Origin of the sequence: Nocardioides sp. SLBN-35 (genome assembly GCF_006715725.1) — a bacterium.
GTDB lineage: Bacteria > Actinomycetota > Actinomycetes > Propionibacteriales > Nocardioidaceae > Nocardioides.
The window spans coordinates 85,246-99,569 of sequence record NZ_VFNU01000001.1; the positions used below are offsets into that span (position 1 = coordinate 85,246).

13 protein-coding genes are annotated in these 14,324 nt (G+C 72.8%); 6 read left to right on the forward strand and 7 right to left on the reverse strand.

What is annotated here, in order from left to right; all coding sequences use genetic code 11:
* Positions 1-23 precede the first annotated feature (23 nt).
* Genes FBY23_RS00420 through FBY23_RS00440 form a run of 5 tightly spaced genes read left to right on the forward strand, consistent with a single transcriptional unit; the run spans position 24 to position 4,087 of the window.
* Positions 24-425 (forward strand): phage holin family protein, encoded by a 402-nt coding sequence (locus FBY23_RS00420; protein ID WP_141796344.1) that lies wholly within the window; start codon positions 24-26, stop codon positions 423-425.
* A 34-nt stretch (positions 426-459) separates the two neighbouring features.
* Positions 460-1,326, forward strand: a complete 867-nt coding sequence (locus FBY23_RS00425) for a fructosamine kinase family protein (protein ID WP_141796345.1) — start codon at positions 460-462, stop codon at positions 1,324-1,326.
* Positions 1,327-1,370: 44 nt separating this feature from the next.
* Positions 1,371-2,084 (forward strand): response regulator transcription factor, encoded by a 714-nt coding sequence (locus FBY23_RS00430; protein WP_141796346.1) that lies wholly within the window; start codon positions 1,371-1,373, stop codon positions 2,082-2,084.
* Positions 2,085-2,091: 7 nt separating this feature from the next.
* Entirely contained in the window at positions 2,092-3,516 is a 1,425-nt protein-coding gene (locus FBY23_RS00435) for a cell wall metabolism sensor histidine kinase WalK (protein ID WP_260805660.1), read from the forward strand.
* A complete protein-coding gene (locus FBY23_RS00440; RefSeq protein ID WP_141796347.1) occupies positions 3,509-4,087 on the forward strand; it encodes a hypothetical protein in 579 nt (192 codons plus the stop codon). The genes FBY23_RS00435 and FBY23_RS00440 overlap by 8 nt, the downstream gene beginning before the upstream one ends.
* A 6-nt stretch (positions 4,088-4,093) precedes the next feature.
* Here FBY23_RS00440 and FBY23_RS00445 read toward each other — a convergent pair whose 3' ends face one another.
* The 7 genes from FBY23_RS00445 to FBY23_RS00475 all read right to left on the reverse strand — a co-directional run bounded on the left by FBY23_RS00445 (position 4,094) and on the right by FBY23_RS00475 (position 12,764).
* On the reverse strand, positions 4,094-4,576 hold the full coding sequence (locus FBY23_RS00445) for an SRPBCC family protein (protein WP_141796348.1): 483 nt from the start codon (positions 4,574-4,576) through the stop codon (positions 4,094-4,096).
* Between the two features lie 59 nt (positions 4,577-4,635).
* Complete coding sequence (locus tag FBY23_RS00450) at positions 4,636-5,880, reverse strand: anthranilate synthase component I family protein (RefSeq protein WP_141796349.1); 1,245 nt, start codon at positions 5,878-5,880, stop codon at positions 4,636-4,638.
* 4 nt (positions 5,881-5,884) lie between these two features.
* Positions 5,885-6,430 carry an aminodeoxychorismate/anthranilate synthase component II gene (locus FBY23_RS00455; RefSeq protein WP_141796350.1) on the reverse strand — a complete coding sequence of 182 codons (546 nt, stop codon included), beginning with the start codon at positions 6,428-6,430 and terminating at the stop codon, positions 5,885-5,887.
* Positions 6,431-6,737: 307 nt separating this feature from the next.
* Entirely contained in the window at positions 6,738-7,295 is a 558-nt protein-coding gene (locus FBY23_RS00460; protein ID WP_141796351.1) for a transglutaminase family protein, read from the reverse strand.
* Positions 7,296-7,305: 10 nt separating this feature from the next.
* Positions 7,306-9,222, reverse strand: a complete 1,917-nt coding sequence (locus FBY23_RS00465) for an anthranilate synthase family protein (protein WP_141796352.1) — start codon at positions 9,220-9,222, stop codon at positions 7,306-7,308.
* A gap of 32 nt (positions 9,223-9,254) precedes the next feature.
* A complete protein-coding gene (locus FBY23_RS00470; protein WP_141796353.1) occupies positions 9,255-10,196 on the reverse strand; it encodes a triacylglycerol lipase in 942 nt (313 codons plus the stop codon).
* 30 nt (positions 10,197-10,226) lie between these two features.
* Complete coding sequence (locus FBY23_RS00475) at positions 10,227-12,764, reverse strand: CHAT domain-containing protein (protein ID WP_141796354.1); 2,538 nt, start codon at positions 12,762-12,764, stop codon at positions 10,227-10,229.
* Between the two features lie 106 nt (positions 12,765-12,870).
* Between FBY23_RS00475 and FBY23_RS00480 the strand changes: the two genes are divergently transcribed.
* Positions 12,871-14,301, forward strand: a complete 1,431-nt coding sequence (locus FBY23_RS00480; RefSeq protein WP_141796355.1) for a S8/S53 family peptidase — start codon at positions 12,871-12,873, stop codon at positions 14,299-14,301.
* Positions 14,302-14,324 lie beyond the last annotated feature (23 nt).

Consider the following 14,324-nt stretch of genomic DNA (forward strand, 5'->3'; position numbering starts at 1 on the left):
GCGGCGACGGTAGGGTCGGCCGCATGGCCACCGAACCGCTCCGCGAAGAGCCGACCATCGGACGTCTCATCAAGGACGCGCAGACCGACATCTCCACGCTCATCCGCAAGGAGATCCAGCTCGCGAAGTCCGAGCTCAAGGTCAGCGTCACAGCCGGCGGCGTCGGCCTGGGCCTGGTCGCCGCGGCGGGCTTCCTGCTGGTGCTCGCGATCATCATGCTCTCGGTGGCGATCGCCTACTTCATCAACTGGAACGGCCAGGGCCTCGACCTGCACTGGGCGTTCCTGATCGTCTTCGCGTTCTACGTGCTGCTGGCGGCCCTGCTCGTGTTCCTCGCGATCCGAAGCTTCAAGAAGGTCAAGGCCCCCGAACGCGCCATCGAGCAGGGCTCGAAGATCCCGGCCGCCTTCAAGGGCCAGGCCTGAGCCCGGCTGCCTGACGGGCCGGACAGGAGAGCCGATGGCGCGCCAACCGGTCGTCGCCGGCAGGGCCGAACAGCTGTTGGGCTCGGCCGTCGTCGCCACCGCGCCGGTGGCGGGCGGCGACATCTCGACCGCCGTGAAGCTGCGCCTGTCCAGCGGGCGCACCGCCTTCCTCAAGACGCTCAGCCCTGCCCCACCGCAGTTCTTCGCCCGTGAGGCCGCGGGCCTGCGCTGGCTGGCCGAGGCCACGCCCGACGGCGGGGTCGCGACCCCGGAGGTGCTCGCCGTCGACACCGACTGCCTGATCCTCGACTGGGTCGAGGCAGGGCGGCCGAACGCCGAGGTCGCCGGCTCCTTCGGTCGCGCGCTCGCCGCGACCCATGCCTGCGGTGCCGCCGGATTCGGCGCCGAGGCCGATGGCTACATCGGCCGGCTGCCGCTGCCCAACCGCAGCCTGCCGACCTGGGCCGAGTTCCACGCCGAGCGCCGGATCGCGCCGTACCTCAAGGTCCTGCGCGACAAGGACATCGTCAGCTCCGAGGACGCCGCACTGATCGAGACGGCGGCCACCCGCGCGCCGTCCATCGTCCCGGAGGAGCCGCCCGCACGGCTGCACGGCGACCTGTGGAACGGCAACGTGCTGTGGAGCGCCGGCGACCGGGTGGTCGTCGTCGACCCGGCGGCGTACGGCGGGCACCGCGAGGTCGACCTCGCCATGCTCGCGCTGTTCGGGCTGCCCCAGCTGCCGCAGGTGATGGCGGCCTACGACGAGGCGCACCCGCTCGCCGACGGCTGGGAGGACCGGCTGGGCTACCACCAGCTGTTCCCGTTGCTGGTCCATGCCTGCCTCTTCGGCGGGCAGTACGGCGCCCGCGCGGCGCGGGTCGCCCAGCGCTACCTCTGACGGACTCTCAGCCATCGCTCAGGCCCATCGGCCATGATGGGAGCGTGTCCGCCCGTCCCGTCGTCCCGCACCGCGTCCTCGTCGTCGACGACGACCGTGCCGTGCGGGAGTCGCTGCGCCGCTCCCTGGCCTTCAACGGGTACGACGTCCACCTGGCCGGCGACGGCGCGGAGGCCCTGGCGGGGATCGGCGCGGTCGCGCCCGACGTGGTCGTGATGGACGTGATGATGCCCAAGCTCGACGGGCTCGAGGCCACCCGGGCGCTGCGGGCGGCGGGCAACGACATCCCGATCCTGGTGCTGACCGCGCGCGACGCCGTGGGCGACCGGGTGGAGGGCCTCGACGCCGGGGCCGACGACTACCTCACCAAGCCGTTCGCGCTCGAGGAGCTGCTCGCGCGGCTGCGGGCGCTGCTGCGCCGGGTGACGCCGATCGAGGACGGCGCCGAGGAGGAGGTCCTCGCCTTCGCCGACCTCACCATGAACGTCACGACCCGCGAGGTGCGTCGCGGCAGCCGGCTGATCGAGCTGACCCGCACCGAGTTCACCCTGCTCGAGATGTTCCTGCGGCGCCCGCGACGGGTCCTCGACCGCAGCTTCATCCTCGAGGAGGTCTGGGGCTACGACTTCCCCACCACCGCCAACTCGCTCGAGGTGTACGTCGGCTACCTGCGCCGCAAGACCGAGGCCGAGGGCGAGCAGCGGCTGATCCACACCGTCCGCGGCATCGGGTACGTCCTGCGCGCGACGGAGTCCTGAGGGCTCCGTGGCGACGTCCTGGGGCCTCGCGATGGGCCCCGGCCCGGACGGGCGTTGGCACTACCGCCGCTCGCTGGCGAGCCGGGTCATCTGGCTGACCACGATCGCGGTCGGCATGTCGGTGGCCCTCGTGGCCGTCGGTGCCTACATCACCGCGCGGGTGCAGATGCAGGACACCCTCGACAACGCGCTCGTCGACCGCGCCGACAAGGCGGCCGCGTCCGACACCCTCCTGCAGGCCGGCTCGCAGGGCATCCCCTCCTGGGCCCTCGGCGCCGGCGACGTCCGGATCGCCATCCTCGACTACAACGAGCGCACCCTGCGGATCCTCGACCGCGGCCCCACCCTGGAGCTGGGCAGGTCCGAGCTCGAGGTGGCACAGGGCAAGCGGGACCAGAGCCTGCGGACCATCGTCCTCGGCGGCGAGCGCTACCGCGTGGTCGCCGTACCCACCCAGCAGAGCGGGCTGGCCCTGATCATCGCCCAGCCGCTCGCCGACCAGGACCTGACGCTGCGCCGGCTCGGCTGGGTGACGGTCGCGTTCGGCTTCTTCGGCGTCCTCGCCGCGGGCCTGGCGGGCTGGGCGGTCGCGAGCAACGGACTACGCCCGGTGCGCCGGTTGAGCGCGTCGGTGGAGGAGATCGCGCGCACCGAGGACTTCACGCCGCTGGCCATCGAGGGCGACGACGAGGTGGCCCGGCTGGCCACGGCGTTCAACCACCTGCTGGTGGCGCTCGACGCGAGCCGGATCCGGCAGCGCCAGCTGATCGCCGACGCGAGCCACGAGCTGCGCACACCGCTCACCGCGTTGCGCACCAACATCGACCTGCTCACCATGACCGCCCGCAGCGCGGACGGCTTCGGCGGCCTGCCACCCGACGCGCGCGACGAGCTGCTCGACGACGTCCGCGCCCAGATCGAGGAGCTCACCACCCTCATCGGCGACCTCACCGAGCTCGCCCGCGACGAGCCGATGCCGGTCCAGGTCGAGCCGGTCGACCTCGCCGACGTGGTCGACCACGCCGTGCAACGCGTACGACGGCGCGCCCCCGGCCTCGAGTTCGAGGTCTTCACCCGCCCGTGGTGGGTGATCGGCGAGGCCGCCGAGCTGGAGCGCGCAGTGACCAACCTGCTCGACAACGCCGCCAAGTGGAGCCCCGAACGCGCCCTGGTGACGGTGCGCCTCAGCGACGGCGTCCTCACCGTCGACGACCAGGGCCCCGGGATCGCCGAGGGCGACCGGACCCGGATCTTCGACCGGTTCTGGCGCTCCGACGACGCCCGCACCATGCCCGGCTCGGGCCTCGGTCTGGCGATCGTGCGCCAGGTCGCCGAACGCCACTCGGGCTCGGTGCAGGCGACCGCCAACGCCAGCGGAGGCGCCCGCCTCGTGCTGAAGCTGCCCGGACGGGAGAACAACCCCCATGCCTGACCCTCGGCGTACCGCCCTCGTGGCGGCACTCCTCCCACCGCTCGCGCTGACCCTCGCGGCCTGCGGCGACGAGAAGGTCGGCGCCAAGCCGGACCTGCCCAGCGAGACGCCCGCGCTGTGGAACCCGTGCGACGTCCTCGACGCGGCGTTCGTGAAGGCGGAGTTCGGCATCGACGCGACCGAGCACGCCGGCTCGCCCACCAAGCCGGAGTGCCGGTTCACGCCCGCCGAGGACAGCGGCGACGCCGTGATCACCGCCAACTACCTGCTCTTCCCGGGCACCCTCGACCAGGCCTGGAAGACGATGGGCCAGCAGGCCGACGCCGATGTCCGCACCCCGGAGGTCGAGGGCGCCGACGACGCCCGCGTGGTCGTCAACGCGACGAAGAAGCAGCTCTACGTCACCGGCTTCGTCCAGAACGGCGACCTGATCCAGCAGGTCGACGTCGTCGACCCGGCGCCGTACGACGAGAAGCGGGTCGTGCGCGGCGTCCAGGCCACGCTCTCCACGCTGTCCGCCCACGCCGCCGAGACCGGCGCGGGCTCCGACCCGAGCGCGTCGTCCAGCTGAGGCAGGTCAGCCCTCCTCGGCCGACCGGATCGCCGCCAGCACCACCGGGTCCTCGCAGCCACGGGCGAAGCCCGCGATCCGGGCCCGGATCTCCCTGCCGAGCAGGACCCGGCCGATCCGCTCCGCGAGCGGCGCGAGGAGCCGCGGCCGGCAGGTGAAGCTGTACTTCCAGGTCGCGACGGTCCCCTCACCGTCGGCCTCGAAGCGCCAGCCCGCGCCGAGCCGCTCGAAGAACCAGGGACCACGCTCCATCACCATGCCGACGTTGCGGGGCGGCGCGTAGGAGACGTAGCGGCTGACCATGGAAGGCCCCAGGCGCTGCCGCGTGAACGTCCGCACGCCCGTGGCCGCCTCGGTGGCCCCGTCGAGGAAGTGCTGCTCGCGGATGAACACGTCCCATCGGCGGCGCACCGGGCCCGTGGTCTGGGAGACCGCGAAGGCGACCTCCGGTGGGACCGGGACGCGGATCCGGGACTGGACGACGGGCACGACCCATCGCCTACCCCGCACCACGACGTCGAACCCCGAGGAGCGGGTGAGCGGTTGGTTCAGGGGTTGATCGCCTGGAGCAGCCGCGCGGCCTTCCACTCCGTCTCGGCCCACTCCTCGTCGACGTCGCTGGCGACGGTGATCCCACCGCCGGTGCCGAGCACGTAGTCGTCGCCGGCGGTGGTGAGGGTGCGGATCACCACGCCCAGGTCCGCGCGGCCGTCGCCGGAGACCCAGCCGAAGGCGCCGGAGTAGACCCCGCGCGGCGTGGCCTCGACGTCCTCGATGATCTCCATCGTGCGCAGCTTGGGCGCGCCGGTCATCGAGCCGGCCGGGAAGAGGGCCTTCAGCGCGGCGACGGTGCCGACGTCGTCGCGCAGCGTCCCCCGCACCGTGGACACCAGCTGGTGCACGGACGCGTACGACTCGACCTCCATCAGGCTCGGGACATCCACGGACCCGACCTCGCACACCAGCGCGAGGTCGTTGCGCAGCAGGTCGACGATCATCAGGTTCTCGGAGCGGAACTTCGGGTCGCTGGCCAGCCGGTCCCGGGCCTCCTGGTCCTCGGCCGGGGTGCTCCCGCGCGCGGTGGTGCCCTTGATCGGCTTGGTCTCGATCACCCGGTCCTCGGTGATGAGGGCGTAGCGCTCGGGGCTCGAGCTCAGCAACCAGGCCTCTGCGCCCGGGACGTCGTGCTGCAGGAAACCCGCGTACGGAGCGGGATTCAGCGCCCGGAGCCGGAGGTACGCCGCCGCCGGGCTGAGCGGGCTGTCCGCCCGGATGCGGTGGGTGAGGTTGACCTCGTAGGAGTTGCCGGCGTGCAGGTGCTCCTGAACGGTGGTGAAGGCGCGGGCGTACGCCGGCGGTGTGGCGGTCGGCTCACCCGCGGTGATGCCGAGGGTGGCGGCGGGGGCGGCGACCGGGTGCTCGTACTCCCGGATGTGCGAGGGCCGCAGCCACAGGGCGTCGGGCAGGTCCGGGTCGGGGGCGGCGGGCAGGTCGGCGCGGGCGGCGTACCCGAAGTAGCCGAACCACTGGTCGCTCGGCCGGCCGTCGGCGAGCTCGGCCTCCAGCACGGAGAAGGGGTCGTCGCCGACCACCACCGCACGGCCGCCGGCGTGACGGGTCACCTCGCGGGTGCTGGCGTCGTAGGTCAGGGACACGTCGTCGTCGTCGAGCCAGCCGAGCATCGAGCGTCGCCGCGACCAGGTGCGGGCACCCCCGCCGTCGAGCCACATGCAGCGCGGGTGGCGGGCCTGGATCCGGGCGAACAGCTCCGCAGGCTCGCCCTGGATCACCATGTGCTCACCCTCCCACCGCGAGGAAGTTCGCGACCAGCCTCGCCCCGTGCTCGGACAGCACCGACTCGGGGTGGAACTGCACGCCCTCGAGCGGCAGGGTCCGGTGCCGCACCCCCATCACGGTGCCGTCGGCCGCCCACGCCGTCGCCTCGAGCCCGTCGGGCAGTCGGGTGGCCGCCAGCGAGTGGTAGCGGACCGCGGCGATCGGGTCCGGCAGGCCGGCGAAGACCCCGCGCCCGTCGTGGGTCACCGCCTCGACCGTGCCATGGGCGGGCTCGACCCGTCCCACGTCGCCGCCGAACGCGACCACCAGGCCCTGCATGCCCAGGCAGACACCGAGCAACGGCCGGCCCTCGTCGAAGGCCCAGGCGTACTCGGTCGGGTGGCCGGGCCCCGGCGAGAGCACGATGTGGGAGTACGTCGCGAGGTCGACCGGGTCGTCCCACTGCACCACCGTCGGCAGTACGCCGGTCACGCCGGCGACCAGGTGGACCAGGTTCCAGGTGTAGGAGTCGTGGTGGTCGACGACCACGACGTCGGGAGTGGTCATCGCTTCGTCACCGCCATCGGGCCCTCATCTCGGCGTACCATCGAAGGAAGGAAGCGGGACGGCTCAGGTAGGCGCCGAGCCGTCCCGCCCCTGCTAAGGCTTCCGACGGAAACGGTCGATCACCTGGATGATCGCCCACACCGCTCCGGGCAGTGCCAGCAGGGTTGACACGACAACGAGCATCGCGCCCTTCCTCTCCACCGGACCTTCCGGTGAAGCGGAGTGATGGGCTGATCGTGCCCGCTGGTGATGCCTCACGCCACTGCGCAGCAGCAGCCTGTGGACAGGCCCCCACGAGCATCCCGCGTCACAGCTCCACGGCGAGCTCGCCGCGTCGCAGCGCGGCGACCACACCCGGAGCGGGTACGACGTGCACCTCGGGCCAGTCGACCTCGCCGGCAGCCGGGTCGACCGGCCACGCCAGCCGCTCCTCGCCCAGCGAGAACTCAGCTGCCACGCCGGGCTTGTTGCCCCGCGGGTCCTGCCGGTGCCAGGCACCGTCGAGGTGGATGGCGACCAGGCCGTGCACGACGTGCGCGTCGCCGTCGGCGAGCTTCTGGTAGCACAGCCCGGTGGGTACGCCGCCGGCACGCAGCACGGCGGCGAGCAGGTGCGCCTTGGCGTAGCACCAGCCTGCCCCGGCGGCGAGCACCGCCGTCGCCGAGACCGCGAACCGCGGGTCACCGGCGTCGCCGGCGTGGGCGATCTCGTCACGCACCCAGGCGAAGGCCGCGGCCGCGAACGCGGGGTCGTCCAGGACGCCCGCGCCCAGCTGCTCGGCCAGGGCGACGACCGCGGGTGCCGTGGACTCGACGACCTCGTCCGCGCCGAGGTACGACGCCGGTGAGCCCGCGATCAGGTCCACGTCGGCACGCTCAGAGCAGGACGCCGGCGACGAGGTCGTGGACGATGTCGAAGCCGCGCTCGGTGAGGATCGACTCGGCATGGAACTGGACGCCCCGGAAGTGGGGGCCGGCCAGGGCGTTGACGTCGCCGGTCTCTGCGTCGGCGTCCACCCGGACACCCGCCGGGAGCTCGAGGTCGTCCGACACCCGGCCCACGAAGGTGTTGTAGAAGCCGACCCGCTGGGGGCGCCCGTCGAGCAGCACGGTGGCCTGGGTGCCCTGGAAGACGATGTCCTTGTAGGCGAGCGGGATGCCGAGCTGGTGGCACAGCGCCTGGTGGCCGAGGCAGACCGCGACGAACGGCTTCTCGTTGGCCAGCAGCCAGGCGACGGCGGCGCGCAGCTGACCCATCTTCGGGTCGGCGTCGTCGCGCGGGTCGCCGGGGCCCGGCCCGACGATGACCAGGTCGTAGCCGTCGAGCACGCCGTCTGCGTAGTCCTCGTGACGCACCACCGACGAGCTCATGCCCATCCGGGCGAGCATGTGGCGCAGCATGTTCACGAAGTCGTCCTCGCCGTCGAGGATGACGGCGGACTTCCCGGCGAGGCGCGGGTCGACCGGGGTGCCGGCCTGGTCGGCGAGCCAGAAGCCGGAGAGGCGGTTGTTGCGGGCGTTGAGCGCGATCAGGACCTCCTCGTCCACGACCAGGTCGGCGACGGCGACGTCCGGCACCGGGGCGGGCGGGACGAGGCCGAAGGCCGACAGGATGCCGCCTGCCTTGGCGTGCGTCTCCGCGACCTCGTACGCCGGCACGGAGTCGCGCACCAGGGTGGCTCCGGCCGTGACCTTGAGCGAGCCGGACGTCGAGACGTCGGCCGTGCGCAGCACGATCGGGCTGTCGAGGACCGGCTCACCGGCCTCGTCGCGGCCGAAGATGGCGAGCGCGGAGGCGTAGTAGCCGCGGCCCTCGGGCTCGTACTGCCTGATCAGGCGGCAGGCGTTCTCGACGGGCGAGCCGGTGACGGTGGCGGCGTACATCGTGTCGCGCAGGACCTCGCGCACGTCGCGGGTGGTGCGGCCGGCCAGGAGGTACTCCGTGTGGATGAGGTGGGTCATCGGCTTGAGGAACGGGCCGAGCACCTGGCCGCCCTCGGTGCAGATGTCGCACATCATCTTGAGCTCCTCGTCGACGACCATGAAGAGCTCGTAGATCTCCTTCTCGTCCTTGAGGAAGTCGCGCATCCGCGCCTCGGTGCTGCGGGTCTCGCCGGCGGGCGGGCGCAGGTGGAAGGTGCCGGAGATCGGGTTCATGCGGACGTCGCCGCCGTGGACCGACACGTGCCGCTCGGGCGACGCGCCGATCAGGAAGCGGTCGCCGGTGAAGAAGACGAAGGTCCAGTACGCGCCGCGCTCGCGCTCCAGCAGCCGGCGGAAGACGGTCAACGCGACGTCGGGGCCGAAGTCGGCGACGACGGCGCGGTAGTTGCGGCCGACGACGAGGTTGGCGCCCTCGCCCTGGCCGATCTCGCCGTCGATGATCGCGGCGACGATCTTGGCGTACTCCTCGTCGGAGGTCTCGAAGCCGCCGCGATCGGTGAACTCCACCTCGACCGGGTCGATCGCGTCGACCACGTCGGCCACGGAGAACTCGTGCTCGCTGTGCACGTCGACCACGACGAGCGGAGTGCCGTCGTCGTGGGCCTCGAAGCCGCGCTCGCTGACCTGCCGGAACGGTACGGCGACCAGCCGGTCGCAGATGTGCCCCGGCTCCGGTACGCCGGTCTCGAGCGGGATGTCCATGATCGACTCGACGACGCTGCGGGTGCCGCCGAGGACGCCGACGGTGTCGCGGTCGCCCGCGCGGGTGGAGCGGCGGATGATCGCCCAGGCCTCGTGCCCCTGGACGGCCGCGATGGCTTCCCGGGCAGTGAGGCTGGTTCCAGTCATGGCCGAAGCCTATTCGGCCGCGGCCCGCCCGCTCAGAGCAGTCCGGGGATCAGCTCGCCGGCGAAGGGCAGGACGAGCGCGCAGCGGATCGGGCGCGGGTGGTCGGGGTCCAGCGCGTTGAGCACCAGCTGGGCGGCGTTGCGGCTCGACGCGATCTGGAAGTGCTCGGAGTAGTCCTGCTTGCAGACGTCCTGCAGCACCACGTTGTTCACGCCGGGCAGGGTGCCGTTGGTGTAGGGCAGCACCAGCTCGTCGTACTTCGTGACGATGCTCGTGTAGCGCACCCCGGGCTGGAGCATGCCGCCCTCGTGGAGCCTCTTCATGAACCTCGAGGTCGGCGAGAACTGCAGGCAGGAGCGGCAGCCAGTAGGCAGAATGCCGCCAGGGAGGACGGCGGCGACGAGGTCACCGAGCGAGGCGACGCCGGTGCCGCGGTAGGCCGAGGCGAGGCCGACGTAGTTCTCGACCCGCTTCGCTCCGCCCAGGAACTTGAGGTACCACTGCGGCATCACCGTGCCCTCGGAGTGCCCGACCAGGTCGACCTTGCTGGCTCCGGTCGCCCGGAGCACCTTCTGCACGAACCTCTTGAGCTGGCGGGCGCTGACCCGCATGTCGTCGACGCCGCCGAACAGGTTGACCGGGGTGACGTCGTACTCGACGCCGTAGGTGAGTGCGAAGACGCAGTAGCCGTTGTTCTTGAGCAGGGGGCCGTAGGTCTGCCAGTTGGTGGCGCGGTTGCCGAGCAGGCCGTGGACGAGGATCACCGGACGGGGGTGGGCGGCAGTCGGCTTGCAGGTGAAGTCGTTGGTGCCGGGTGCGTTGGCGCCGGGCATGCCGCCGAAGGCGGCGTTCGGCAGGAAGCTGTAGGGCACGGGCAAGGGCTTCGTGTCGGCCCGTGCCGGCGCGGGCGCAGCGAGGAGGCCACCGAGCAGGGCGAGCAGGACGGCGACGGTCGTGAGGGCACGGCGCGGCATGCCCTCCACAACGAGAACGGGTTCTATCGGTCACACGCCCAGCGCGAGGAACGCCGCCGCGGTGCCGGCCGCGACCGGATCGCCCGCTGCTCGGCGGCGTACCTCGCACAGGGCGGTCGCCGGGTCGCTGCCGTCGGCGAGCGCGGCATGGAGGCCGACCATCAGGTCGGCGGTCGCGTCGTCGTTGACCTCGCCGACGCTGCACACCAGCCCGGCCGTGCCGAGCGAGAAGAGCGCCGCCGCCAGCCCGAGCAGCTCCTCGGCCCCGACCGGCGCGAGCACGCCGGACTCGCAGGCGGAGAGCACGACGCGGTACGGCGCCCGCGGGACCCGCTCCAGGTCGTGGACCGTCAGCGGGCCGTCGGCCAGGTCGAGCGCCGAGAACAGCGGGCTGTCGGCTCGGAACCGGCCGTGCGCGGCGAGGTGCACCAGACCGGCGCCGTCGAGGTGGGCCAGCACCGCCTCGAGCGTGGCCCGCGGCCCGTCGAGCAGGACGGCGTCCGGGTGGCGCTCGGCGAGGACCGGCACCTCCGCGCCGCCGCTCGCCAGGGCCGGACCGGCCACGAGCACGGTGCCGGCCTGCTGCGGGGCGGGCGTGGCGCGGGCCCGCAGCCACTGGCCGGCCGAGGGGACCACCGCGAACGGCCGGTCCTGGAGGGCCGGGAGCAGGGACCAGGCCAGGCCGTGCAGGCGGGCCGTCGGGGCGAGGGTCACGGGGGCGTCGGGGAGCAGTCGGACCGCGTCGCCGAGGACGGCCTGCTGCAGGGACCGCCCGATGGTGGCGGTGTCGGCCGGCCGGCCCCGGGCCGCCCGGCGCAGCAGCATCCCTGCCGGGCCGAGCAGGGCGGCGATCTCGGACGTCGTGCCGGCGACCCGGCGTCGTACCTTGCCGGCGTGGGCGACCACGACGTGCAGGCTCCCGTCGACGTCGACCAGCTCCACCAGGCAGGTCTCGCCGGTCGCCGCGACGATCTCCTCGACACTCGTGGGCCGCTGCTGGGTGGCCGTCGTCGCCGACAGCGTGTGGCTCTCCGCCCGCACCGCCCGCTCCAGCCGCCGCCGCTCCCGCTCGAGCTCCTCGGTCGGCGTACCCTCCTGTCGGGCCTCGGCCAGCTGGCGCCCGTTGTCGCGCAGCGCCGCGAGCGAGGCCGGGATGGTCGCCGCGTCCGAGGTCGCCGGCGGCTGCGCCAGGGCCGTCGCCCGGGTCCGCTCGCTCCACCGCAGCAGCGTCCTTGCGTCGGATGCCGCATGGCGCAGGGCGATGGTGGTCAGCTCGCGTCCGTGGGTCGTCGCCAGCGCCCTGAGCTCGGAGGAGCCGATCAGGCGCCGGTGCTCGTCGATCGCGTCGAGTCCGGCTGCCGCCGCCCGGAGGACACCGCCCCGGTCGTGGGTCTCCTCGCGGGCCAGGCCCTGGGCGTGCCAGGCGGCGGCGCGGACGAGGGCGTTGGGGTGGTGGCGGTACGACGCGGCTCGGGTCCAGAGATCGATGCGGTCGGCGCCGCGGGCGAGCCGGCCGGCGAGGGTGAGGGCGAGGGGTGCCTCGGGTGCTCCCTCGGTGTCGAGTGCCTCGGCCACACCCCGAGCCTCTGCGGCCGCGCCGCGGACCTCCCCCGCGCGCACCCGAGCCTGCAGCAGGGTCGCCTGAGCGCGCCGGGCATACCAGGTGCGTCCGGCGTGCTCGAAGCCGCGCCGTGCTGCCCGGGCCTCCTCGATCGCGTCGGACGGACGGCCCGCGGCGAGCAGGGCATCAGCACGGAGCAGCTGCAGCTCAGCACGGTCCATCTCGGTCAGGGAGGTGGTCGCGAGCCGCTGCCCGAGGACAGCCGCTGCGTCGTCGGCCAGCCCGGCCGCGAGATGGACGCTCGCGTTCTGGCCGACCAGCTCGGCCCGCGGCTCGACGCCGAGCTCGGCGCAGAAGCGAGCGGCCTCGGCACCGAGGCGGAGGCTGCGCACCAGGTCGCCCCGGGCGGCAGCGATGTCGGCGAGGTTCTCCAGGACCGAGATCCGCTCCCAGACGGTCTCCGGACCGTCGTACAGTCGCCCTGCCGACTCGGCCTCCTCCTGGGCGTCGTCCAGCTGTCCGAGGTGGAGCAGCGTGTGAGCCAGCCAGATCCGCGCCCGGGCCTCCCACACAGAGTCGTCGAGCGCGGAGAAGCTTGCGGCCGCGTCGCGGAGCACCGCGGCCGAGTCCGCGAAGCGTCCCGTGGTGGCGAGCACTCCTGCCATCCGCACGGCGATCCGTGGGGCGACGTGGCCACTAGCGCCGGCCATCGCCCTCTGCAGCTGGACCAGTCCTTGACGCGACCGGCCAGCACACGCCAGAGCCGTCCCGTAGGACGCGCGCACGTCGCGCTCGCGGTCGGCGTCTCTCGCCAGCTGAGCTGCGCGGAGCCCGGCCCGCAGATGCGTGTCAGCGAGCTCCGCCTGTCCGGCGTCCCGCGCCACGATGCCCAGGCACTGGTGGGCGTAGGACAACACGGCCGGGTCCGCCGAGCTCGTCAGCAGGTCCTCGGCCTGCCGACGGCCCCGCTCCGGGTCGTCGATGGCCAGCTGCAGCAGTTCCTCCACGGGCCGCCTCGCTGCGGTGTTCAGGTGCTTTACGGCGGTCGCCGCGCAGGTCTACGTTAGCGCCGACGGCGGCGCCGACCGCCAGTTCAGCCTCCGAGGAGTGCCCGTGAACGACCCCCAGCGCCCCGGTCTGCCCCTCTCGGTCCTGCGCGGCATCCTGCGCCGGCTCGGTCACGGCCGACCGGACCCCCACCGTCCCGATGTCAGCCGGCCGGACGCCCAGGACAAGCTGGCTGCCGAACGGCTCCGCATCCAGGTCGGCGTCATCCGGGCCGCCCTCGAGGACGTCTCCGGAGCCCCGGCCAAGGGCAACCGGCCGCCGCGCGACGACGCCGACGTCACCTACCTCTACCGCCGCGGCCACGCTCTCGTGCCCGACGAGCTGGTGCCGCGGCTGCGCGACTACTTCGCCTCCGACAAGAACCGAGACCGGTTCGACGGCGAGCTGGGCGAGGGCGAGCGGCTGACGGACGGACTGGTCGACGTGTCCCTGCCCCGGCGTAACGACAAGCAGGACGACGTCCTCGCGACCCTCGACGAGCTCGAGCGCGAGCAGGTCGTCGAGCGGGGCACCATCACGCCCGACCACGTCGTCTACGTCACCACCAAGGGCTTCTTCTGCCCGGCGACCGAGCCGGAGGTGCCCCGCCAGAGGCTGCCCCAGCCCTGGCCGCCGCAGTCGAAGTCACGCCACGAGGTGCCGGCAGATCGGAAGGTGCGCGTCTCGGTCGTCGACACGGGTCTGTGGACTGCGGCCGTCGGCAGCACGACGTCCCCCTGGCTCGAGGCGGACGACATCTTCGCCGACGCTGCCGACGAGGAATCGGTGAACCCTGCCGCGATCCACCCGTACGCGGGGCATGGCACCTTCGTCGCGGGTGTCATCAGCTGCATCGCCCCGGAGACCCGGGTCGAGGTCGAGGGCGCCCTGGTCCACGGCGGAGCCGTCTACGAGTCGCGGATCTGCCGTCAGTTGGATGACGCCCTCCACGACGACGACCCGCCCCAGCTGATCAGCATCTCGGCCGGCACCCACACCCGTGGTGGCCATCCGATGCTGTCCCTGGTCCAGCTCGCCCAGAACCACAAGCTCGACGAGCGCGACGACGTACTGATCGTGGCCGCGGCTGGCAACGACGCCAGCAGCGAGCCGTTCTGGCCGGCGGCGTTCGCGACGCAGTACCCATGGGTGGTCTCGGTCGGCTCCGTCGATCCCGATGCCGGCGTCTCGGACTTCTCCAACGTCGGCGACTGGGTCAGTGTCTATGCGCGGGGTCGCAACCACGTCAACGCCTTCCCGAAGGGGAGCTACACCTGCTACGAGCCGCCGAACATCGGCGAGGTCCGCACGTTCGACGGGCTGGCGCAGTGGAGTGGGACGTCCTTCTCCACGCCGGTCGTCACCGGGCTGATCGCCGCGCGGATGCGGGAGACCGGTCAGTCGGCGAGGGAGGCGTGGACGGACGTGCTCGCCACCGCCACATCCCGTACCGACCCGCGAGGCGGGGCCATCAAGGTCGTCGGCCCGCTGACCTGACCTCCGCACGCACCTGACGAATG

Excerpts from the sequence above, each read along its gene's own strand:
- FBY23_RS00425 (WP_141796345.1), top strand. The coding sequence starts at position 460 with ATGGCGCGCCAACCGGTCGTCGCCGGCAGGGCCGAACAGCTGTTGGGC.
- FBY23_RS00420 (WP_141796344.1), top strand. The coding sequence starts at position 24 with ATGGCCACCGAACCGCTCCGCGAAGAGCCGACCATCGGACGTCTCATC.
- FBY23_RS00465 (WP_141796352.1), bottom strand. The coding sequence starts at position 9,222 with ATGACTGGAACCAGCCTCACTGCCCGGGAAGCCATCGCGGCCGTCCAG.
- FBY23_RS00455 (WP_141796350.1), bottom strand. The coding sequence starts at position 6,430 with ATGACCACTCCCGACGTCGTGGTCGTCGACCACCACGACTCCTACACC.
- FBY23_RS00450 (WP_141796349.1), bottom strand. The coding sequence starts at position 5,880 with ATGGTGATCCAGGGCGAGCCTGCGGAGCTGTTCGCCCGGATCCAGGCC.
- FBY23_RS00440 (WP_141796347.1), top strand. The coding sequence starts at position 3,509 with ATGCCTGACCCTCGGCGTACCGCCCTCGTGGCGGCACTCCTCCCACCG.
- FBY23_RS00470 (WP_141796353.1), bottom strand. The coding sequence starts at position 10,196 with ATGCCGCGCCGTGCCCTCACGACCGTCGCCGTCCTGCTCGCCCTGCTC.